Below are 19115 nucleotides of genomic sequence, written 5' to 3'. Positions count from 1 at the left end.
GATGAGCGCAGCGAACGGTCCCACCGTCGAGATCCTGTCCGGTGTCGACGCCGTCCCCGCCGACCTCTGGGACGCGCTGGCCCCGCCGGACGACCCGATGTGGGGGCGCGAGGTGTTCACGGCGATGGAGCGCGGCGCCATCGGTCCGGACGGCTATGCGTACGCGGTGGTCCGGGAGGCGGGCCGGGTGCTCGCGGTGCTGCCGCTGGCCGCCGTCCACGGGCTGCGTCTGGACCGGATCGTCGGGGAGCGGGAGCGCCGGATGCTGGCGCCGCTGCGCCGGTGGTGCCCGGGCCTGCTGCGCGTCCCGATGCTGTTCTGCGGCAACTTCCTGGGGCAGGGGCACATCCTGAGCCGGGAGCCGCTGCCGGAGCCGGTCGCCGGGCTGCTGGTGCGTACGGTGCTCACCCATGCGCGGCGCCACCGGCTCGGCACCGTCATCTTCAAGGACTTCGCCCCGGACGAGCTGACGCCGCTGCGGCCCGCGCTGGAGGCGGCGGGCTTCTTCGAGGTGGCGAGCATGCCGGACACCGAACTCACCCTGGGGTACGGCTCGTTCGAGGAGTACGTCGCCGCGCTGCCCGCGAAGGCGCGGCGCAACGTCCGCAGCAAGGTGCGGAAGTTCAAGGCCCGGGACGATCTGCGGATCGAGGTGCTGGCCGACTTCGTCTCGCTCGTCCCCCGGATGCTGGAGCTGTACGGGCAGGTGATGGAGCGGGCGGATCAGACGCTCGATGTCCTCGACGCGTCCTTCCTCCGGGCGCTGCACCGGCCCGATGGTCCCGAGCAGCGGCTGGTGGCCTGTTTCGAGGGGGACCGTCTCGTCGCGTATCTGCTCTGTCTCTTCCGCGGGGACGGCGCGATCGGGGCGCGGATCGGTCTCGACTACCGGCTGGCCCACCAGGCGCATCTCTACCACCACGTCCACTACGCGGCCATCGAGCTGGCTCTCGCCCGCGGGTGCCGCCACATCCGGTTCGCGCAGACCGCCTACGAGCCGAAACGGGAGTTGGGCTGTGCGCTGGTCGAGCAGCGCTACGCCCTCACCCATGTGCGTCCGCTGCCCCGCGCGGTGCTGCGCCGACTGCTTCCGGCCGCGCTCGACGCGGCGCTCGCCCGGACGCTCGCGCCCCGGTCGTGAGCGCGCCCCCGCCCCTTCGGTCACGTCCGCTCGTCTCCCTCCCGTGGAAAGGGTCCTCATGCCCCGCGTCGCAGTAGAGCTGCACATCGCCGCCCCGCCGGACCGGAGCTGGGAGGCGGTCGTCGACGTCGAGAGCTATCCCGCGTGCATGGACAGCGTCCGGTCCCTCACCGTCGTCGAGCAGCGCGGGCCGCGGGAGCGGACGACCGCCTGGTCGGTGCTGCTGAAGGGGTCGGTCCTGGAGTGGACGGAGGACGAGCGGATCGACGAGGCGGCGCGCCGTTTCGACTTCCACCAGGTCAGTGGCGATCTGGCGCATTTCGTCGGCCACTGGGCGATCCGCCCGGCCGAGGACGGCGGCAGCCTGGTGTCGCTCCATGTCGAGTTCGATATCGGGATCCCGCTGCTCGCCGAGATGCTCAACCCCGTCGCCGCCACCGCGCTGCGGGAGAACGCCGAGCAGATGCTCACGGCGTTGGAGCGCCGTCTGACCGGCGCCGCGTGACGCGCACCGCCGCCCCGCGCGACCGGCACCGCCCGCTCGCCCGTCCCCGTCCAGGAGGCCGCACATGACCGATCCGTCCGAGGCCACCGCGGTGTTCGAGCGGTTGCGCCGCCATCAGTCGCCCAAGCTCGCGCTCACCGGCAAGTTCGCCGGGCACGGCGCCGTGGAGTCCGCCGCGTCGGGCTCCCGGGTCACCCTCTCCGACGGCCGCTCGGCCCTGGACTTCGGCTCGTACGCGGTCGCGCTGCTGGGCCACCGCCACCCCGCCGTCGTCGCCGCGGTCCAGCGGCAGCTGGCGGTGATGCCGACCTCGACGCGGAGTCTGGCGAACCCGGTGAGCGCCGAGGCGGCGGCCGTTCTCGTGGAGTACTTCGGCGGGGTGCTGCCCAAGGTCTACTTCGGGCTCAACGGGGCCGACGCCGTGGAGATCGCGGTCAAGCTCGCCCGTCTGGCGGCCGGGCGGGACCGGGTGCTGGCGGTGCGCGGCGGGTTCCACGGCAAGACGGTCGGCGCGCTGGCCCTCACCCACCATCCGCTGTTCCGTACGGGGCTGCGCGGCTGCGCCACCGATGTCGTCCATCTCGACCCCGACGACCCGGACGCGGTGCGCCGGGAGGGGGCCCGCGGTCCGTTCGCCGCGCTGGTCTTCGAACCCGTCCAGGGGGAGAACGGCGCCGTGCCGCTCGCCCCCGAGGTGCTGCGGCGGTGGACGCGGGACGCGCAGGCGCAGGGCGCGTTCGTGATCGCCGACGAGATCCAGTGCGGGCTGCGGCGCTGCGGGGAGCGTTCGGTGGCGCTCGCCGAGGGGCTGCCCGTCGACGCGGTGCTGGTCGGCAAGCCGCTCGGCGGCGGTGTGGTGCCGCTCTCCGCGATGGTCTGCTCCGAGGAGCTGTACGCGCCGCTGGCGGCCGATCCGTTCCTGCACTCGGCGACGTTCGGCGGGCACCCGCTCAGCTGCGCCGCGCTCCCCGCCGCGCTGGCCGCGGTGGAGGAACTGGCCGGTCACGGCCGGTTCCTGGCCGACCGGCTGGCCGCCGGGCTGCGGGCCCTCCGGGCGCGGCACGGGCGGGTGATGAGCGGTTTCCGGGGCCGCGGGCTGCTGTGGGGCATCGACTTCACCGCGCCGCAGGCCGCCGGTGAGGTCATCGTCGGGCTGGCCAACGCCGATCTGCTCGTCTCGCCCTGTCTGAGCCGCCCCACGACGGTACGGCTGCTGCCCCCGCTGACCACCACCGCCGCCGAACTGGAGCGGGCCCTGGACATTCTCGACACCGCCCTCGACGACGCGGGCCGCATCCGCACCGCAGACTGACCGATCAGGAGAACGACGTGACCGACCCACAGGCCCCTTCCACCCCGGACGCCACCGGCCGCTCGCTGGCCGACATCGTCCGGACCACCATCGCCGACGTCCTGGGCACCACCCCCGACGAGATCTCCGACAGCACCGATCTGGAGGCCGATCACGGCGTCGACAGCCTGGAGTTGATGGCCGTCGGGGCGCAGCTCGAACGGGCCCTCGGGGTGCAGATCTCGCCCGAGGACCTGATGCGCGCCGACAACGTCGGCCATGCCATCGCCCTGCTGACCGAGCGGACGGCCGACCGGTGACACCTCCCCCGGATCCCGCCGGTCGCGTCCGCGCCGTCGTCACCGGTATCGGCGTGCGGACCCCGGTCGGGAACACGCTCGACGAGGTGGTCGCGGCCGTCATGGCGGCCGCGGGCACCGCCGCCGCCCCCGTCGACGTCCTCGTCGCGCAGCGGGCGGCGGTGCGTTTCGCCTGCCGGGTCCCGGAGTTCGACCCGGAGTCCACCCTCAGCCTCCGGGAACTGCGGCAGATCGACCGGCCCACCGCGCTGGCCCTGTGCGCGGCGGTCGACGCCGTACGCGACGCGGAGCTGCCGCCGCTGCCGCCGGAGCGGGTCGGGGTCCACCTCGGCGCCGGTATCGGCGGGCTGCCCACGATGGAGGCCACCGCCCTCGACCACGGCGCCGATCCGATGGGGATGCCGGTGCACACCGTGCCGCGGACCATGGCCAACTCCGCGGCGGCGCGGATCGCCATGCGGTACGGCTTCCTGGGCTCGTGTCTGACCCACACCACGGCGTGCGCCAGCGGCACCAACGCCGTCGGGGAGGCGCTGCGCCGGATCCGGCACGGTGAGCTGGACGCGGTGGTGACCGGCGGCTTCGACTCGGCGATCACCACCATCATGCTCAGCGGTTTCGCCCGGATGCGGGCCCTGTCGCTCCGTAACGACGACCCCGGTCGGGCCAGCCGCCCCTTCGACGCGGACCGGGACGGCTTCGTGATGGGCGAGGGCGCCGCCCTCCTGGTCCTGGAGCGGCGCGAGGCGGCGCTCGCCCGCGGCGCGCGGATCTACGGGGAGGTCGCCGGGTACGCGACCAACTCCGACGCGTTCCACATCGCCGCGCCGCATCCGGAGGGGACGGCCGCGGCCGCCTGTATGGCGGGGGCGATAGCCGACGCCGGGTTGCGCCCCGGCGACATCGGGCACGTCAACGCGCACGGCACCGCCACCCGGCTCAACGACGCCGCCGAGGCGACCGCCGTCGACCGTGCCTTCGCCGGGCAGGCGCCGCCGGTGACGTCGATCAAGGGCGTCACCGGCCATCTCATAGGCGGTTCGGGGGCGTTGGAGGCGGCGGTCGCCCTCGTCTGCGCCGGGCGCCGCACCGTACCGCCGGTCGCCAACCTCGCCCGCTGCACCGAGGCCGACCGGATCGATGTGGTCGCCGGGGCGCCGCGGCGGGTGGCGCTCGCCCCCGTGCTGTCCAACTCCTTCGGTTTCGGCGGGCAGAACGCCTGCCTCGTGCTGACCCCCGGGACCTGACCGACCACCACCCGCCAAGGAGATCTGGCATGCGCATCCTCCTCACCGGGGCGACCGGCATAGTCGGCACCGAGGTCACCGGCCGCCTGCGCGCCACCGCGCCCCCCGGTACCGCCCTCGTCCGCACCGCCCGCCGCCGCACCCCCGATCCGCTGGTCCGCTGGGACATGGGCGCCGGTCCGGTGCCGCCGGAGCTGACCGGCCCGTGGGACGTCATCGTGCACACCGCCGCCTCGACCCGCTGGACGCTCTCCCGCGCCGAGGCCGCCGACGCCAACATCCGCCCGCTCCGCGCGGTCCTGGGGCTGGCCGGGCCCGAGACCCATGTCGTCCATGTCTCCACCGCCTACGTCGGGGGCGTACGCAACCCCGAGGATCTGCGCGGCCCGGAGTTCGAGGGCTACCGCAACGGCTACGAGTGGTCCAAGGCCGTCTGCGAGGAGATCGTCACCACCGAGCACCGCGGCCCGGTGACCGTGATCCGGCCGCCGCTGATCATGGGCAGCCGCGCCGACGGCCGGATCTCCCGCTTCTCCGGCCCGTACACCCTCTTCCCGGCCCTGGTCTCCGGTCTCGCCGCCGTCGTCGTCGGCGATCCGGACGGTTACGCCGAGATCAGCCCGCTCGACGAGGTCGCCGACGCGGTCGTGGCGGCGGCCCTGGGGCCCGCGCCGGACGCGCCGCGTACCGAGACGCTGGCGGCGGGCGCGGCCAGTCTGCGGCTGAGCACCCTGGTCGAGATCAGCTGCGCCGCCATCAACGACTTCCGGACCGCCCACGGCGCCGGTCCCGTCGCGGTCCCGCCGACGGTCTCCACCGAGAGCTGGAACCGCTTCTTCCTGCCGTTGGCGCGGCAGTGGCTCTCGCCGGTGCAGCAGCAGGCGGTCGATCTGCTCGCGATGTTCCAGAGCTACACCAGCATGGCCGAGCCCTTCGCCCCGACCCGGCCGGTGCGCGACCCGGGTGAGGTGATGGCGGTGTCGGTGCGCCACTGGGCGCGCAGCAGGCCCCGGCAGGCGCTGGCGAGCCCGAGTCCGTGGACCCTGGTCGGCGGCGGGGACGGGGCGTAGCGCGGGCGGTCCGTATTCCCCCTTTGCCGCCGCGGTGGTCCGCTCGCAGTATGGCGGGAGGGAGGGGTGTGCCCTCCCGCGCCGGTGCGAAGCGGCGGCGGTGTGCCGCCGCCCGGCCGGCCCGTCCATCCGAGGGGACGTGACCATGCCTGTCTGCACGACGCGCGACGGTGTCGAGATCTTCTACAAGGACTGGGGGCGGGGCCGCCCGGTGGTCTTCCTGCACGGCTGGCCGCTCAACGGCGACGCCTGGCAGGACCAGCTCAAGGCGGTGGCCGACGCCGGTTTCCGGGGCATCGCCCACGACCGGCGGGGCCACGGCCGCTCCACCCCGGTGTGGGACGGCTACGACTTCGACACCTTCGCCGACGATCTGGACGATCTGCTCACCCGGCTCGACCTGCGCGAGGTGACGCTGGTCGGGCACTCGATGGGCGGCGGCGAACTGGCCCGCTACATCGGTCGGCACGGCACCGGGCGGATCCGCTCCGCGGTGCTGCTGTCGGCGATCCCGCCGCTGCTGCGCCAGGGTCCCGAGAACCCGGAGGGTGTCCCGCAGAGCGTGCTCGACGGCCTCAAGGACGGCATCCTTCACGAGCGCTCGCAGTTCTGGAAGGACACCGCGGTCGGCTTCTTCTCCGCGAACCGCCCGGGCAACAAGGTCACCGAGGGCAACAAGGACGCCTTCTGGTACATGGCGATGCAGGAGACGATCGAAGCCGGGGTGGCCTGCGTGGACGCCTTCGCGGGGACCGACTTCCACGAGGACCTGAAGAGGTTCGACATCCCCACGCTCGTGGTGCACGGCGACGACGACCAGGTGGTGCCGCTCGACGCGACCGGCCGGAAGACCGCCGGGATCATCCCGGGCGCCACGCTCAAGGTCTACGAGGGCGGCTCGCACGGCATCGCGCTCGTCCCCGGCGACAAGGAGAGGTTCACCAGGGATCTGCTGGACTTCCTCGCCGGGTGAGGGTCCCGCGACCCCGGTGGCGCCCGGCCGTGCCCGGTGCCGGTGCGGGCGCCCTCGCGGGTCCGGGTGGGGTGGCGCACAGTGGGAGGTGGGGCCGGGCCCGCCGCAGGGCGTCGCCCCGGTGGCGCGTACGCGGTCCGGTGCCCCGCACCCGGTGCAGACCGTCCCGGACAGGAGGAGAGATGCGCCTCACCTTGCCCGCCCCGCTCGCCGGGGACCCGGCGCAACCGGCGCCGTCCCCGTGGCCCACCCCGCCCCGCGAACCCCCGCTCCAACCGGACCCGGACGCACCGCACCCACCGCCCCCGGGCCCCCAGGACCCGATGCATCCGGTCCCCGAACCCCCGGAGCCGGACGAGGAGCGCGTACCGGAACCCGGCAGGGCGGGGACACCGGCCGACGGTTCCTGACGCACCGCGGCGCCGACTCCCCGGCCACCGCACCTGGTTGAGCTTCGTCGCCGCACCGGCGCAGGACGGTCTCCGACCGGCCCGTACGGCGACCGGGGCGGTACGGGACGGGAGGCAGTTCAAGGCCCGTACCGCCCGTCGGTGTGCGGTGCTTCGGCCGCCGGGTCAGCAGATTCGGGGCAGTTGCTCGCCGAGGGGGAGGTCGACGACGCGGGTGCCGCCGAGGCCGGTGCGGGCGACGACCATGCCGGGGTGGTCGGTGACGCATTCGCCGATGACGGTGGCGCCGGTGCCGAGCGGGTGGGCCCGCATCGCCGCCAGGACGGCGTCCGCCTCGGCGCGGGGGACGAAGGCGACCAGCTTGCCCTCGTTCGCCACGTACATCGGATCGAGGCCCAGCACCGCGCAGGCGTTGGCGACCGGATCCGGGACCGGCAGCTTCCGTTCGTCGAGGACCACGCCGACCGAGGCGGCGGCGGCGATCTCGCCGACGGCGGTGGCCAGTCCGCCGCGGGTGGGGTCGCGCAGCACATGCAGGTCCGGGGTGACGGCGAGCATCGCCTCGACGAGTCCGCCCAGCGCCGCGCAGTCGCTCTCCACGCCGACGCCGAACTCCAGGCCCTCCCGTACGCTCATCACCGCGATGCCGTGTTCGCCGATCGGCCCGCTGACGAGGACGACGTCGCCGGGGGCGGCGCGCTGCGGGCGGATGTCGACGCCGTCCGGGATGAGGCCGATCCCGGCGGTGTTGAGGTAGATGCCGTCGCCGTGACCGGCCTCGACGACCTTGGTGTCGCCGGTGGCGATCTCCACGCCCGCGGTCCGCGCGGCGGCGCCCAGCGCCTCGGCGACCCGGGCGACCAGCGCGGTCTCCACGCCCTCCTCCAGGAGGAAGCCGCAGGAGAGGTAGGCGGCGCGGGCGCCGCTCATGGCGAGGTCGTTGACGGTGCCGTTGACGGCGAGGTCGGCGATGCTGCCGCCGGGGAAGAACAGCGGCCGCACCACGTAGGAGTCGGTGGAGAAGGCCAGCCGGACGCCGCCCAGCGTCACCGCGGCGGAGTCGGCGAGCGTCGAGAGCGCCGGACCGCCGAACGCGGGCGCGAAGACGTGCTCGACGAGTTCGGCGGAGAGCACCCCGCCCCCGCCGTGCCCCATGACGATCCGCGGATGGTCGCGGAGCGGGGCGGGGCAGGTCCAGCCGGAGAAGTCGGGGGCCGGGGGCGCGGGTACGCGCAGGGTGGTGTCAGACAACGGGGGTCGCCTCCAGTGGTGCGGTGGGGGTGCCGAGGCGGCGGTAGAGGTAGTAGGCGGCGCAGGCGCCCTCGCTGGAGACCATGGTGGCGCCGAGCGGGGTGCGCGGGGTGCAGTCGGTGCCGAACGCCGGGCACTGGTGGGGCTTGATCAGGCCCTGGAGGACGTCGCCGCTGCGGCAGGCGGCGGGTTCCTCGGTGGTGATGCCGGTGACGGCGAAGCGGTGTTCGGCGTCGTACTCGCGGTAGCGCGGGGAGAGCCGCCAGCCGCTGCCGGGGATGGTGCCGATGCCGCGCCAGGAGCGGTCGGTGACCTCGAAGATGTCGGCGATCATCGCTTGGGCTGCGGGGTTGCCGCGGGGGCGGACGGCGCGGGCGTAGGCGTTGTCGACGTGGTGTTCGCCGCGCTCCAGCTGCCGTACGGCGCGGCGGACGCCTTCGAGGATGTCGAGGGGTTCGAAGCCGGTGACGACGATGGGGACCCGGTGGCGGGCGGCCAGCTCCGGGTACTCGTCCACGCCCATCACGCTGCAGACGTGTCCGGCGGCGAGGAAGCCCTGGACCCGGCAGTCGGCGGAGCGCATGATCGCCTCGATGGCCGGGGGCACCCGGACGTGCGAGACGAGCAGGCTGAAGTTGCGGATGCCGAGGCGGCGGGCCTGGTGCACCGTCATGGCGTTGGGCGGTGCGGTGGTCTCGAAGCCGATGCCGAAGAAGACGACTTCCTTGCCGGGGTTCTCCCGGGCGACCTTGAGGGCGTCCAGCGGGCTGTAGACGACGCGGACGTCGCCGCCCTCGCTGCGGACGCGGAAGAGATCGCGGTCGGTGCCGGGGACCCGGAGCATGTCGCCGAAGGAGCAGAAGATGACGTCCGGGCGGGCGGCGATCTCCAGGGCCTTGTCGATGACCTCCAGCGGGGTGACGCAGACCGGGCAGCCCGGTCCGTGGATCAACTCGACCTGATCGGGCAGGAGTTGGTCGATGCCGTGGCGGATGATGGTGTGCGTCTGGCCGCCGCAGACCTCCATCAGGGCCCAGGGGCGGGTGACGGTGGCGTGGATGTCGTCCAGCAGCCGCCGTGCCAGGTCCGGGTTGCGGAACTCCTCCAGGTACTTCACCGCTGCGCCTCCCGCGCCGTGTCCGCCGTGGCCCGGCCGCCGGACGGCGCGCCGGTGTCGCTCCCGGTGCCGCCCTGTTCGGCGGCTGCCGCCTCCCACGGGTCGCCGAACTCCTCCTCCAGCAGCCCGAGATCGTTGAAGAGGGCGAGGGTCTGCCGGGCCGATTCCTCGTCCAGCCGCTGGAGGGCGAAGCCGACGTGCACGATGGCGTACTCCCCGACGGCGAGGTCCGGCAGATATTCCAGGCAGACGTCCTTGTGGACGCCGCCGAAGTCGACGGTGGCCATGCGCGTACCGTCGCGCTGCCGGATCTCCAGCACCTTGCCGGGTACCGCGAGACACATGGGGTTCTCCTCGCTCTGCGGGATCGGGTGGTTCAGGGGGCGGTGGGTGCGCCGTGACGGGCGGCGACCATCAGCTGGCCGAGTGCCAGTCCGCCGTCGCCGGGCGGGACGAGCCGGTGGCGCAGCACGGTGAAGCCGTCCGCGCGCAGGGTGTCGGCGCACTCCGAGGCGAGCAGCCGGTTGGCGAAGACGCCGCCGGTCAGGGCGACGGTGTCCAGCCCGTGCCGGTCGCGGGCGGCGGCGCAGACCCGGCCGACCAGTGCGGTGACGGCGTGGTGGAAGCGGGCCGCGAGCCGTTCGGCGGGGACGCCCGCGCGGACCCCGGCGGCGAGGGTGGCGAGGAGCGGGGCGGGGTCGGCGGCGAGCGGGCCCGCCGGGGTGGCGCGCAGGGTGAAGGCGGGGCCCGGCGGCGGCTCGTGCGGCGCCGGGCCCTCGGCGCGGGAGGCCGCCGCTTCGAGGGTGACGGCGGCCTGGGCCTCGTATCCGGCGGTGTGGCAGAGGCCGGTCAGGGAGGCGGCGGCGTCGAAGAGGCGGCCCATGCTGGAGGTGGGGACGCAGTTCAGGCCGCGCGTCAACTGCCGTTGCAGCAGCGGGAGTTGTTCGGGTGGGCAGGCGCGGACGCAGGGCAGGTCGGGGGCGTGGGGCAGGCCGGCGGCGTGGAGATGGGCGAGGGCCATCCGGTAGGGGTGGCGGACGGCGGCGTCGCCGCCGGGCTGCGGGACGGGGGCGAGGTGGGCGAAGCGGTGGTAGCCGTCGTAGTCGGCGAGGAGGAATTCGCCGCCCCAGACGGTGCCGTCGTCGCCGTAGCCGGTGCCGTCGAAGGCGACGCCGATCACCTTCCGGCCGCCGTCGAGACCGTGTTCGGCCAGGACGGAGGCGATATGGGCGTGGTGGTGCTGGACCCGGCGTACGCCGTCGGACCCGGCGGCGCGGCGGGCGCGGCCCAGGGAGCGGTAGCCGGGGTGCCGGTCGGCGACGACGTGGCGGGGGCGGACGCCGGTGAGGTCCGCGAGGTGGGCGGTGGCGCGGTCGGCGGCGGTGAGGGTCGCCGGATCGTCCATGTCGCCGAGGTGGGCGGAGAGCCAGGCGCGGCGCCCCTCCCCCAGGCAGAGGACGTTCTTGAGGTCGCCGCCGACGGCGAGCGCGGGGGCGACGGGCAGCGGCAGCGGCAGCGCGGCGGGGGCGTAGCCGCGGGAGCGGCGCAGCAGCACCGGCGCCCCGTCGATCATCCGGACCACGGAGTCGTCGCAGGGGACGTGGATGGGCCGGTCGTGGGTGAGCCAGCCGTCGACGAGCGGGGCGAGGGTGGTGAGGGCGTCCGCGTCGTCGGTGACGATGGGCTCCCCGCCACGGTTGCCGCTGGTCATCACGAGCAGTGCGGGTCCGGGCGGGTCGCCCGGCAGGCCGAACAGCAGGTGGTGCAGGGGGGTGTAGGGCAGCATGACGCCGAGGTCGGGGCTGCCGGGGGCGACGGCGTCGGCGAGGCGCGGGGCGTCCGGCGCGCGGTCGGCGGCGTCCCGTCGGCGGAGCAGGACGATGGGGCGGCGGGCGCCGGTGAGCAGGGCGCGTTCGGCGGCGGAGAGGTGGACGAGCCCGTCGACGGCGGCGGCATCGCGGGCCATGACGGCGAACGGTCTGCCGCCGCGCGCCTTGCGCTCCCGCAGCCGCCGCACGGTGTGCTCCCGGGACGCGTCGCAGGCCAGGTGGTAGCCGCCGAGGCCCTTGACCGCGAGGATCGCGCCGTCGGCGAGCATCCGGCGGGCCGCGGCGACCGGGTCGGCGCAGGCGTCGGCGGTCCCGGGGCGGCGGCGCAGCGTCAGCCGGGGCCCGCAGTCGTGGCAGGCGATGGGCTGGGCGTGGAAGCGGCGGTCGGCGGGGTCGGCGTACTCGCGGGCGCACCGGGCGCACATCGGGAAACCGGCCATGGTGGTGGTGGCCCGGTCGTAGGGCAGGGCGGTGACGATGGTGAAGCGCGGGCCGCAGTGGGTGCAGGTGAGGAAGGGGTGCCGGTAGCGGCGGTCGGCGGGGTCGGTGAGTTCGGCGAGGCACTCCGCGCAGGTGGCGGTGTCCGGCGCGATGAGGGTGCGGGCGCGGTCGCCGGTGGTGGTGGCGGCGATACGGAAGCCCGCGCCGCCGTCCGCCGGGAGCGGGGTGTGGGCGACGGATTCGACGACGGCGAGGGGCGGTGCGTCGGTGCCGATCCGGCGGCAGAACGCGGCGACCGCGCCCGGCGCGCCCTCGACGTCGGCGACCACGCCGTCGCCGGTGTTGCCGACCTGGCCGGTCAGGCCCAGTTCGGTGGCGAGGGTGAAGACGAAGGGGCGGAAGCCGACGCCCTGGACGACGCCGCGGACGGTGACCCGGCGGCGTTCGGCCGCGGGCGGTGCCGCGGCCGTCTCCCCGGACACGGTCATGAGTGGCTGTGCACCGCACCGTCGTGGTGGGAGTGGGTGTGGTGGTGTTCCCGGGGCGGGGCCTGACGGGCCATCACGGGGCGGTGGGCGGGGGCGTTGCCGTGGGCGGCGAGCGCGTGCTCCAGCAGGACACCGGCGCCCTCGCCGGTGCGGGTGGAGGTGAGGACGGTCTCCACACCGGGGTTGATCTGCTGGACGTGGGCGCGGAAGGCGCTCTCGTCGAAGCCGACGGCGTCGGCGAGGTCGCTCTTGGTCACCAGCACCAGGTGGGCGAGGCCGAAGGCGGTCGGGTACTTCAGCGGTTTGTCCTCGCCCTCGGTGACCGAGCAGAGCGCCACCCGCAGCGTCTCGCCGAGGTCGTAGGTGGCCGGGCAGACGAGGTTGCCGACGTTCTCGACGAACAGCACCCGGGTGCCGTCCGGCAGCCAGCCGTCCAGGTGGCCGCGGAGCATCTCCGCCTCCAGGTGGCAGAGCCCGTCGGTGAGGATCTGCTTGACCGGGGCGCCGGAGCGGCCCAGGCGGCGGGCGTCGTTCTCGGTGGCCAGGTCGGCGGTGAGGGCGGCGACCGGGACGCCGCGGGAGCGGGCCAGGGTGAGTTCGGCCTCCAGCAGCGCGGTCTTGCCGCTGCCGGGGCTGGAGAGCAGGTTGACGGCGGTGGTGCCGCGGGCGGCGAGTTCGGTGCGGAGGGTGAGGGCCCGCCGGTCGTTCTCGGCGAGCACGGCTTGCTGGAGGTCGACGACGCGGCACATGGCTTCAGTTCTCCTCGGATGCGGGGGTGGGGGCGGGGACGGTGCCGTGGTCGGCGCGGTGCACGCTGACGATCTGCAACTCGCGCCCCGCGACGAGGGCGGCGGCGGTGGAGCGGCAGTCCGGGCAGTGCAGACGGGGCGGCATACCGGTGGCCCATTCCGCGCCGCACGGGGTGCAGCGGGCGCGTCCGGGCACGGTGTCGATGTGCAGGGCGGCGCCTTCGAGGACGGTTCCCTCGCAGGCGAGGGTGAAGGAGAAGTGCAGGGCGTCGGGGACGACCCCGGCCAATTCGCCGACCTGGAGGCGGACGGTCTCGACGGTGCCGGGCGGCTCGTCGCGCAGGGCGCCGTCCACCTGCTCCACCACCGCCACGGCGAGGGACATCTCGTGCATCGGTCTCACTCCGGATCGCGTGCCGGACCGCGCCCGCCGTCCGGCTGCGCGACCGGTGCCATTACAGGGGGCGCGGTGGCGGCGCGCGGGGCGCCACGCCGCCGCCGGTGCCGCGCCGTGGGCCGTTCAGGCGGCGCGGAGCGGCGGCGGGCCGTGCGTCACATGGACCGCATCCGCAGATAGCGCTTGACGTCGGGCAGTACGGCGACGGCGCCGCCCGCGGCGGCGAGGGCGGCGAGTGCCGCGGCCGCCAGCAGGACCTTCCGCATGGGGTGCTCCTTCGTGTCAGGTGCGGGCCGCGGGGCCGCCCGCGGGTTCGGGAGGGGTGGGCGTGGCCTCGGACAGCAGCGTGGTGAGCAGCCGTACCGCCGCGTCGACGGCGGCTTCGACGGGGGCGCTGAGGCCGATGCCCTCGTCCAGGTCGGCGGGGACGCAGCCGACGACGAGGACCCGGCGTGGCCGGGCGCCGCCGGTGGTCTCGGCCAGGTGGTCCAGCAGCGCCAGCACCGCGTCCGGTGTCATGTGGTGGCCGTCCACGGCGACCTGACCGGCGGCCGGTCCGGTGGCGGGTTCGATCAGGCGGACGGTGCCGGGCGGGCCGTCGCCGGGGACCGCGTCGACCAGGACGGCGGTGTCGTAGCCGTCGAGCATCCGGTAGGCGAGGTGGACGCCGCGGACGCCGATGTCGGCGAGTTCGGTGCCCGGCGGCAGCGGCTGCGCGGCGAGGCGGCGGACGGTCTCCACGCCGAAGCCGTCGTCGCCGAGGAAGAGGTTGCCGATCCCGGCCACGAGGACGCGGGGCGGGGCGGCGGTCATCCGTCCTCCACGGCGGCGAGCGGGGTGAGTTCGTCGGGCTGGAAGTAGAGGAAGCGGCCCTGTTCCCGGCGGATGTCGGCGCCGGGGTCGCCGTCCACGGTGACGGCGAGATGCACCCCGCCGTCCACATCGTGCAGCACCGCCTCCACCACCGCGGTGCGGCCGTGCAGGAACAGGTCCTGGGCGTCGGTGCGCCGCGGTCCGGGGCGCAGCGCGACGCGGCTGCCCGCGCCGACGGGGGTGCCGTCGACGAGGACGCGGTCGCGGACCGGGTCGACGGCGGCGTCGGCGGCCGGGTCCCACCAGGGGGCGCCGCCGGTGTCGCCGTCGAACGGGTCGGGGGGCGCGGCGGCGGCCCGGTCGGGCGGCGGGGGCGGTCCGTCGCCGGTGACCTCGCGCAGCGCGCGGACCGCGCCGTGCAGCCGCTCCAGCACCTCGGGCGGCATCGAGTCGGCGAGGTCGATGACGGCGGCGGCCCGGTCGTCGGTGCCGCGGGCCTCGCGTTTCTCCTGGTCGGTGAGGGCGGCGGTGCGCAGCGCGAGGATCTCGTCGATCTCCGTGGCGTCGTAGAGGACGCCGGGGCTCTCGGGGGCGATCCGCGGGTGGTCCTCCAGGATGATCGGGGAGGACAGGACGGTGCGGGCGGTGCCGTCGGCGCCCGCCAGGACCGGCCAGGTGTGGGCGTTGCGGCAGTCGGCGGCGGCGCCCGAGGCCCACTCGGGCGGGTCGGTCAGGGAGAGGAACGCGCCGGAGGTGGTGCCGAGCAGCAGATGCGCGGAGAGCAGCGAGTACGGCAGCGCCGCCGCCCGGTCCGCCGTGCCGTCGCCGTCCCAGTCGCCGGTGTTGCGGACGGTCGCGGTGAGCCGCAGCAGGCGGCAGGGGCCGTCGAGTTCGGTGGCGCGCAGGTGCAGCTCCCCGGCCACGTGCTCCCGGCGCCGGAGCTGACGGCCCACCAGGCACCCGCCGTCGTACAGCGGCTCGCTCTCCTCGTGGGCGGGGAGGGCGAAGGGCAGCCGTACGCCGTCGCCGGTGAGGTCGGCGATCCCGGTGGTGAGGTCCACCTGCTCGGTGACGCCCTCGTCCCAGGGCCGGACGACACGGTCCGGCAGTTCCAGTGCCTCGACGGTCTCGTAGGTGCCGTCGGGCAGCGCCCGCTGGACGGTGCGGCGCCGGGCGTGCAGGAAGCGGACCTGGGCGTGGAGGGCCGGGTTGCCGCGGGGCTCCAGCAGGCATTCGGTGCGCTGGAGGGTGTGTTCGGCGGCGGCACCGGGCCACCGCGGCGGGACGAGGACGCCGAACTGCCAGCGCATCCGGTTCTTCGCCGCCGACGCCCGGTACGGGTAGAGCACATAGCCCTCCAGCAGGACGGCGTCGGCGATCTGGCGGGCATGGGCGAACAGGTCCTCCGTCGCGGGCGCGGCGGACGTCATGACAGGGCCTCCCGGGGGCGTGCGGGCAGGGGGTGCGCGCCCCGCTCCGCCTCGGCGAGGAGCGTCAGGACGGTCTCCTCCCAGGACGGCAGGGCGCGGCGGGAGCGGTAGGCGCCGAGGGCGTCCAGGGCGGTGCGGGGCAGGCGCAGCCAGCCGCAGCCGGGGAAGTGCTGTTCGATCATGTCCCGCCAGACGGTCACCGGCATCCGGCAGACCGCCTCCCGGTCCCAGGGCACCGGCTGCACCCGGAAGCCGCCCGCGCCGCGGAAGGCCGTACCGGAGAAGAGGAGCAGCAGCGGGACCTCGCCGGTGTCGAGGGCGGCGAAGTACTTGGCGGAGGCGATGTCGGTGTCGTAGGTGCAGGGCACCGGCAGATCCACCTCGGTCTCGCCGGTGAAGCCGTTGACGACCACGGAGACCTGGGCGAACTGGAGCGGGTTGAGGGTGGAGCCCCAGCGCTCCCGCTCACCGAAGAGGTCGCCGAGGTGGGCCGCCTCGGTGTCGGTGTAGCGGCGGCGGGCCGGTTCGATACGGAGCTGGCAGCGGAGCGCGAGGGCGTGCACCCGCTCGGGTCCGGAGGCGGTGATCCGCAGCCGGAAGACGAGGGTGGGGCCCGCGGCGTACGGGTCGGCGCGGACGCCGGTGCAGGAGAAGGCGAGGTCGCTCACGGGTGGGCCGCCTCCTCGGGGAGTGCGGTGGCCCGGTCGGCCAGTTCCGCGAAGAAGGCGTCGAGGGCGGCGCGGGCCTCGGCCCCGCCGTCGAAGCCGGTCCAGTGCAGCCGCATCCGGCCGACCAGTTCGTAGGCGGTGTCGACCGGTACGAGGTAGCAGACGGCCGCCTCGCCGGTGCGCCGGACCAGGAGCGCCTCGACGTCCGGTGTGAGGAGGGCGGCGAGGCGGGATCCGGCGAAGGCGGTGTCCCAGGCGGCGGGGTCGAGTTCGGTCTCGGTGGCGCCCGCGGGGCTGGGGCAGAGGGCGATCGGGCGGCCGAGGGCGGAGTGGTGGAAGAAGAAGGCGAGGGCGACGGGGATGTGCAGGGCGGCCCAGGCGGCGGCGGAGGGCGCGGAGCCGGGGTCGGCGAGGACCCGGTCGGGCACCGTGCGGAACCGGCCGCCGCCCGCGCCGGGCCGGTCGAAGAGCAGGGCGCAGGGCGGGCAGGCACAGGCGAGGGAGCGCCCGGTGGTGTCGGCGAGGTGGCGGTGGCCGGTGTCCAGGGCGGTGCCGCACAGGTCGCAGCGTTCCGGCGCGGCGGGCCGTGGCCGGGTGAAGCGGTGCAGTCCGCGCGGTGCGGGTCCCGGGCGGTGCCGGGCGGGGTGCGGCGCGGTCACGGCGCCGCGGTCCGGCCGTCGGGGGCGGCGCCCGCCGGGACGGGCTCCGGCGGGCGGGTGCCGATCTGCAGCAACGGCGGTGCGGGGGCGGCCTGTCGCAGGTCGACGCCGGTCACCTCCGGTGCGTGGCAGGCCAGCGCGTCCGCGATGCGCTGCCGGGTGGCGTCGGCGGTTCCGCCGCAGCCGCCGCCCTCCCGGCGCAGCCGCAGCGCGCCGGTGCTCGCGTCGAACTCCTCGACGACGGCGTCGGCGGCGCCCGCGGTGCGCAGCGCGCGGGCGATCCGGGTGGGGGCGTCCTCGGGGTGGAGTCCGTGCAGGACCAGCAGTCCGGCGACGCAGGCGTCGTCCAGCAGCGCGGGCGGGGGCGTGCCGTCGGCGGTGGAGACGAGGGTGAGGAGGCGGCCGAGTCCGGTGCCGTAGAACTCCATCAGGTCGCGGACGAGTTCCTCCGCGGCGGCGGGGACGTCGGGGTCGTCGTGGGCGGCGAGGCGGTCGAGCACCGCCTCGACGCGGCGGGCGGTCTCCTCGGCGCTCATCCGGCCAGTCCGCTCAGTCCGGTGGGCAGATGGGTCTCCTGGACGGTGCGACCGCCGCCGACGTACATGTGGACGCCGCACGGCAGGCAGGGGTCGAAGCTGCGGACGGCGCGCATGATGTCGATGCCCTTGAAGTTCTCCGGGGCGTTCTCCTCGAAGATCGGGGTGTTCTGGACGGCGTCCTCGTACGGTCCCGGGGTGCCGTAGCTGTCGCGGACGCTGGCGTTCCAGGGGGTCGGCGGGTACGGGTGGTAGTTGGCGATCTTGCCGTCCCGGATGACCATGTGGTGGGAGAGGACGCCGCGGACCGCCTCGGTGAAGCCGCAGCCGATGGACTCGTCGGGCACCTCGAACTTCTCCCAGGTCTGGGTGCGTCCGGCGCGGACCTCGTCGAGCGCCTTCTCGGCGAAGTGGAGGGCGAGGGCTGCGGTGTACGCCTGGAAGTAGGTCCGGGCGCGGTTGCGCTCCAGCGCGTTGCTCCAGCGCGGGATCTTCCACTCGAAGCTGGTCTCCGGCTTGGTCAGCGAGCGCGGCAGGTTGATGACGACGCTGTGGCCGGTGGACTTGACGTAGCCGCAGTCGACGAGCCCGGACAGGGCGGTGGACCAGAGGCGGGCGAGGGGCCCGCCGCCGGTGTCGAGGGCGAGGTGTTCCGTGCCGTCGAACCAGCGCGGGGACATCACCCAGCTGTACTTGTCCTCGAAGTTCCGCTTCTGCGGGGCGGGGATGGTGTGCTGGTTCCAGGGGTGGCGCGGGTCGACGGGGTTGCCGAGCGGGTCGTGGGTGACGAACTGTTCCTGGCCCGCCCAGTCGTCGTAGTAGGAGCTGCCGAGCAGGATGCGGATGCCGAGGTTGATCTCGGTGAGGTCGTTGGTGACGAGTTCGCCGTCCACGACGATGCCGGGGGTGACGAACATCCGCCGGCCCCAGTCGGTCATGTTGCGGTAGGTGAAGTCGCAGTGGTCGGGGTCGTTGAGCGCGCCCCAGCAGCCCAGCAGGACGCGGCGGCGACCGACCTCCTCGTAGCCGGGGAGCGCCTCGTAGAAGAAGTCGAAGAGGTCGTCGTGGAGCGGGACGACGCGCTTCATGAATTCGACGTAGCGCATCAGGCGGCTGAGGTAGTCGGTGAAGAGCTGGACGGAGGCGACGGTGCCGACGCCACCGGCGTAGAGCGTGGAGGGGTGGACGTGCCGCCCCTCCATCAGGCAGAACATCTCCCGGGTGTAGCGGCTGACCTGGAGCGCCTCGCGGTAGAACTCGCCTTCCAGCGGGTTGAGGGAGCGCATGATGTCGGCGATGGTGCGGTAGCCGTGTTCGGCGGCGTGCGGTGCCTCGGTGCGTTCGGCGAGGTCGAGGACGCCGGGGTTGGTCTCGCGGACCATCTTCTCGCAGTAGTCGACCCCGACCAGGTTCTCCTGGAAGATGTTGTGGTCGAACATGAACTCCGCGGCTTCGCCGAGGTTGATGATCCACTCACCGAGGTGCGGCGGCTTCACGCCGTACGCCATGTTCTGTGCGTACACCGAGCAGGTGGCGTGGTTGTCCCCGCAGATCCCGCAGATGCGGCTGGTGATGAAGTGGGCGTCGCGGGGGTCCTTGCCGCGCATGAAGACGCTGTAGCCGCGGAAGACCGACGAGGTGCTGTAGCACTCCGCCACCCGCTTCTGCTTGAAGTCGATCTTCGTGTGGATGCCGAGGCTGCCCACGATCCGGGTGATCGGATCCCAGGACATCTCGGTCAGTCCGCTGCCGTCCGCGGTCTTCGTCGTCGGTGCCATCG

The 19115-nt window shown here is 74.5% G+C and carries 20 protein-coding genes; 7 read left to right on the top strand and 13 right to left on the bottom strand.

The features are described 5' to 3' along the window. Position 1 precedes the first annotated feature (1 nt). From IF23_RS0111205 to IF23_RS0111175, 7 genes are all read left to right on the top strand, one after another. Entirely contained in the window at positions 2–1141 is a 1140-nt protein-coding gene (locus tag IF23_RS0111205; protein ID WP_030282455.1) for a GNAT family N-acetyltransferase, read from the top strand. Positions 1142–1199: 58 nt separating this feature from the next. After that, entirely contained in the window at positions 1200–1646 is a 447-nt protein-coding gene (locus tag IF23_RS0111200; RefSeq protein WP_030282453.1) for a type II toxin-antitoxin system RatA family toxin, read from the top strand. A 64-nt stretch (positions 1647–1710) separates the two neighbouring features. Continuing rightward, a complete protein-coding gene (locus tag IF23_RS0111195) occupies positions 1711–2958 on the top strand; it encodes an aspartate aminotransferase family protein (protein WP_037677917.1) in 1248 nt (415 codons plus the stop codon). Between the two features lie 17 nt (positions 2959–2975). After that, on the top strand, positions 2976–3257 hold the full coding sequence (locus IF23_RS0111190) for an acyl carrier protein (RefSeq protein WP_051739490.1): 282 nt from the start codon (positions 2976–2978) through the stop codon (positions 3255–3257). Then, positions 3254–4504, top strand: a complete 1251-nt coding sequence (locus tag IF23_RS0111185) for a beta-ketoacyl-[acyl-carrier-protein] synthase family protein (protein WP_030282448.1) — start codon at positions 3254–3256, stop codon at positions 4502–4504. The genes IF23_RS0111190 and IF23_RS0111185 overlap by 4 nt, the downstream gene beginning before the upstream one ends. 29 nt (positions 4505–4533) lie before the next feature. Next, entirely contained in the window at positions 4534–5574 is a 1041-nt protein-coding gene (locus IF23_RS0111180) for an SDR family oxidoreductase (RefSeq protein ID WP_030282446.1), read from the top strand. A gap of 145 nt (positions 5575–5719) precedes the next feature. Beyond that, on the top strand, positions 5720–6547 hold the full coding sequence (locus tag IF23_RS0111175; protein WP_030282445.1) for an alpha/beta fold hydrolase: 828 nt from the start codon (positions 5720–5722) through the stop codon (positions 6545–6547). Positions 6548–7122: 575 nt separating this feature from the next. Here IF23_RS0111175 and hypE read toward each other — a convergent pair. The 13 genes from hypE to IF23_RS0111105 all read right to left on the bottom strand — a co-directional run bounded on the left by hypE (position 7123) and on the right by IF23_RS0111105 (position 19113). Next, positions 7123–8208: a hydrogenase expression/formation protein HypE gene (gene hypE, locus IF23_RS0111165; protein ID WP_030282441.1), complete on the bottom strand. Its 1086-nt coding sequence runs from the start codon at positions 8206–8208 to the stop codon at positions 7123–7125. Beyond that, positions 8201–9325, bottom strand: a complete 1125-nt coding sequence (gene hypD / locus IF23_RS0111160) for a hydrogenase formation protein HypD (RefSeq protein ID WP_030282439.1) — start codon at positions 9323–9325, stop codon at positions 8201–8203. The genes hypE and hypD overlap by 8 nt, the downstream gene beginning before the upstream one ends. Continuing rightward, positions 9322–9669 carry a HypC/HybG/HupF family hydrogenase formation chaperone gene (locus IF23_RS0111155; RefSeq protein ID WP_051739488.1) on the bottom strand — a complete coding sequence of 116 codons (348 nt, stop codon included), beginning with the start codon at positions 9667–9669 and terminating at the stop codon, positions 9322–9324. Before IF23_RS0111155 ends, hypD begins: the two co-directional genes overlap by 4 nt. 32 nt (positions 9670–9701) lie before the next feature. Next, entirely contained in the window at positions 9702–12083 is a 2382-nt protein-coding gene (gene hypF, locus IF23_RS0111150) for a carbamoyltransferase HypF (protein ID WP_030282435.1), read from the bottom strand. Continuing rightward, complete coding sequence (gene hypB / locus IF23_RS0111145; protein ID WP_030282433.1) at positions 12080–12832, bottom strand: hydrogenase nickel incorporation protein HypB; 753 nt, start codon at positions 12830–12832, stop codon at positions 12080–12082. Before hypB ends, hypF begins: the two co-directional genes overlap by 4 nt. Before the next feature lie 4 nt (positions 12833–12836). Next, positions 12837–13226 carry a hydrogenase maturation nickel metallochaperone HypA/HybF gene (locus IF23_RS0111140; RefSeq protein WP_030282432.1) on the bottom strand — a complete coding sequence of 130 codons (390 nt, stop codon included), beginning with the start codon at positions 13224–13226 and terminating at the stop codon, positions 12837–12839. Positions 13227–13384: 158 nt separating this feature from the next. Next, entirely contained in the window at positions 13385–13495 is a 111-nt protein-coding gene (locus tag IF23_RS35580; protein WP_425423829.1) for a DUF6893 family small protein, read from the bottom strand. Positions 13496–13511: 16 nt separating this feature from the next. Continuing rightward, positions 13512–14042 carry a hydrogenase maturation protease gene (locus tag IF23_RS0111130; RefSeq protein WP_037677914.1) on the bottom strand — a complete coding sequence of 177 codons (531 nt, stop codon included), beginning with the start codon at positions 14040–14042 and terminating at the stop codon, positions 13512–13514. Continuing rightward, a complete protein-coding gene (locus IF23_RS0111125; RefSeq protein WP_030282429.1) occupies positions 14039–15472 on the bottom strand; it encodes a hypothetical protein in 1434 nt (477 codons plus the stop codon). Before IF23_RS0111125 ends, IF23_RS0111130 begins: the two co-directional genes overlap by 4 nt. Next, positions 15469–16140: a DUF6084 family protein gene (locus IF23_RS0111120; RefSeq protein WP_030282427.1), complete on the bottom strand. Its 672-nt coding sequence runs from the start codon at positions 16138–16140 to the stop codon at positions 15469–15471. The genes IF23_RS0111125 and IF23_RS0111120 overlap by 4 nt, the downstream gene beginning before the upstream one ends. Then, positions 16137–16799: a DUF5947 family protein gene (locus IF23_RS0111115; protein ID WP_030282426.1), complete on the bottom strand. Its 663-nt coding sequence runs from the start codon at positions 16797–16799 to the stop codon at positions 16137–16139. Before IF23_RS0111115 ends, IF23_RS0111120 begins: the two co-directional genes overlap by 4 nt. After that, complete coding sequence (locus IF23_RS0111110) at positions 16796–17335, bottom strand: hypothetical protein (RefSeq protein WP_051739487.1); 540 nt, start codon at positions 17333–17335, stop codon at positions 16796–16798. The genes IF23_RS0111115 and IF23_RS0111110 overlap by 4 nt, the downstream gene beginning before the upstream one ends. Then, positions 17332–19113, bottom strand: a complete 1782-nt coding sequence (locus IF23_RS0111105) for a nickel-dependent hydrogenase large subunit (RefSeq protein ID WP_030282423.1) — start codon at positions 19111–19113, stop codon at positions 17332–17334. The genes IF23_RS0111110 and IF23_RS0111105 overlap by 4 nt, the downstream gene beginning before the upstream one ends. Between the last annotated feature and the right edge of the window lie 2 nt (positions 19114–19115).

The sequence above is a fragment of the Streptomyces catenulae genome (genome assembly GCF_000718015.1).
In the GTDB taxonomy this organism is placed as follows: Bacteria; Actinomycetota; Actinomycetes; order Streptomycetales; family Streptomycetaceae; genus Streptomyces; species Streptomyces catenulae.
This window is presented reverse-complemented; position numbering and strand designations above follow the sequence as displayed.

What these genes read in the sequence shown, in the direction of transcription:
- IF23_RS0111205 (WP_030282455.1), top strand. Translation starts at nt 2, where the DNA reads ATGAGCGCAGCGAACGGTCCCACCGTCGAGATCCTGTCCGGTGTCGAC.
- IF23_RS0111200 (WP_030282453.1), top strand. Translation starts at nt 1,200, where the DNA reads ATGCCCCGCGTCGCAGTAGAGCTGCACATCGCCGCCCCGCCGGACCGG.
- IF23_RS0111195 (WP_037677917.1), top strand. Translation starts at nt 1,711, where the DNA reads ATGACCGATCCGTCCGAGGCCACCGCGGTGTTCGAGCGGTTGCGCCGC.
- IF23_RS0111180 (WP_030282446.1), top strand. Translation starts at nt 4,534, where the DNA reads ATGCGCATCCTCCTCACCGGGGCGACCGGCATAGTCGGCACCGAGGTC.
- IF23_RS0111175 (WP_030282445.1), top strand. Translation starts at nt 5,720, where the DNA reads ATGCCTGTCTGCACGACGCGCGACGGTGTCGAGATCTTCTACAAGGAC.
- IF23_RS0111155 (WP_051739488.1), bottom strand. Translation starts at nt 9,669, where the DNA reads ATGTGTCTCGCGGTACCCGGCAAGGTGCTGGAGATCCGGCAGCGCGAC.
- hypF (WP_030282435.1), bottom strand. Translation starts at nt 12,083, where the DNA reads ATGACCGTGTCCGGGGAGACGGCCGCGGCACCGCCCGCGGCCGAACGC.
- hypB (WP_030282433.1), bottom strand. Translation starts at nt 12,832, where the DNA reads ATGTGCCGCGTCGTCGACCTCCAGCAAGCCGTGCTCGCCGAGAACGAC.
- IF23_RS0111140 (WP_030282432.1), bottom strand. Translation starts at nt 13,226, where the DNA reads ATGCACGAGATGTCCCTCGCCGTGGCGGTGGTGGAGCAGGTGGACGGC.
- IF23_RS35580 (WP_425423829.1), bottom strand. Translation starts at nt 13,495, where the DNA reads ATGCGGAAGGTCCTGCTGGCGGCCGCGGCACTCGCCGCCCTCGCCGCC.
- IF23_RS0111130 (WP_037677914.1), bottom strand. Translation starts at nt 14,042, where the DNA reads ATGACCGCCGCCCCGCCCCGCGTCCTCGTGGCCGGGATCGGCAACCTC.
- IF23_RS0111125 (WP_030282429.1), bottom strand. Translation starts at nt 15,472, where the DNA reads ATGACGTCCGCCGCGCCCGCGACGGAGGACCTGTTCGCCCATGCCCGC.
- IF23_RS0111110 (WP_051739487.1), bottom strand. Translation starts at nt 17,335, where the DNA reads ATGAGCGCCGAGGAGACCGCCCGCCGCGTCGAGGCGGTGCTCGACCGC.
- IF23_RS0111105 (WP_030282423.1), bottom strand. Translation starts at nt 19,113, where the DNA reads ATGGCACCGACGACGAAGACCGCGGACGGCAGCGGACTGACCGAGATG.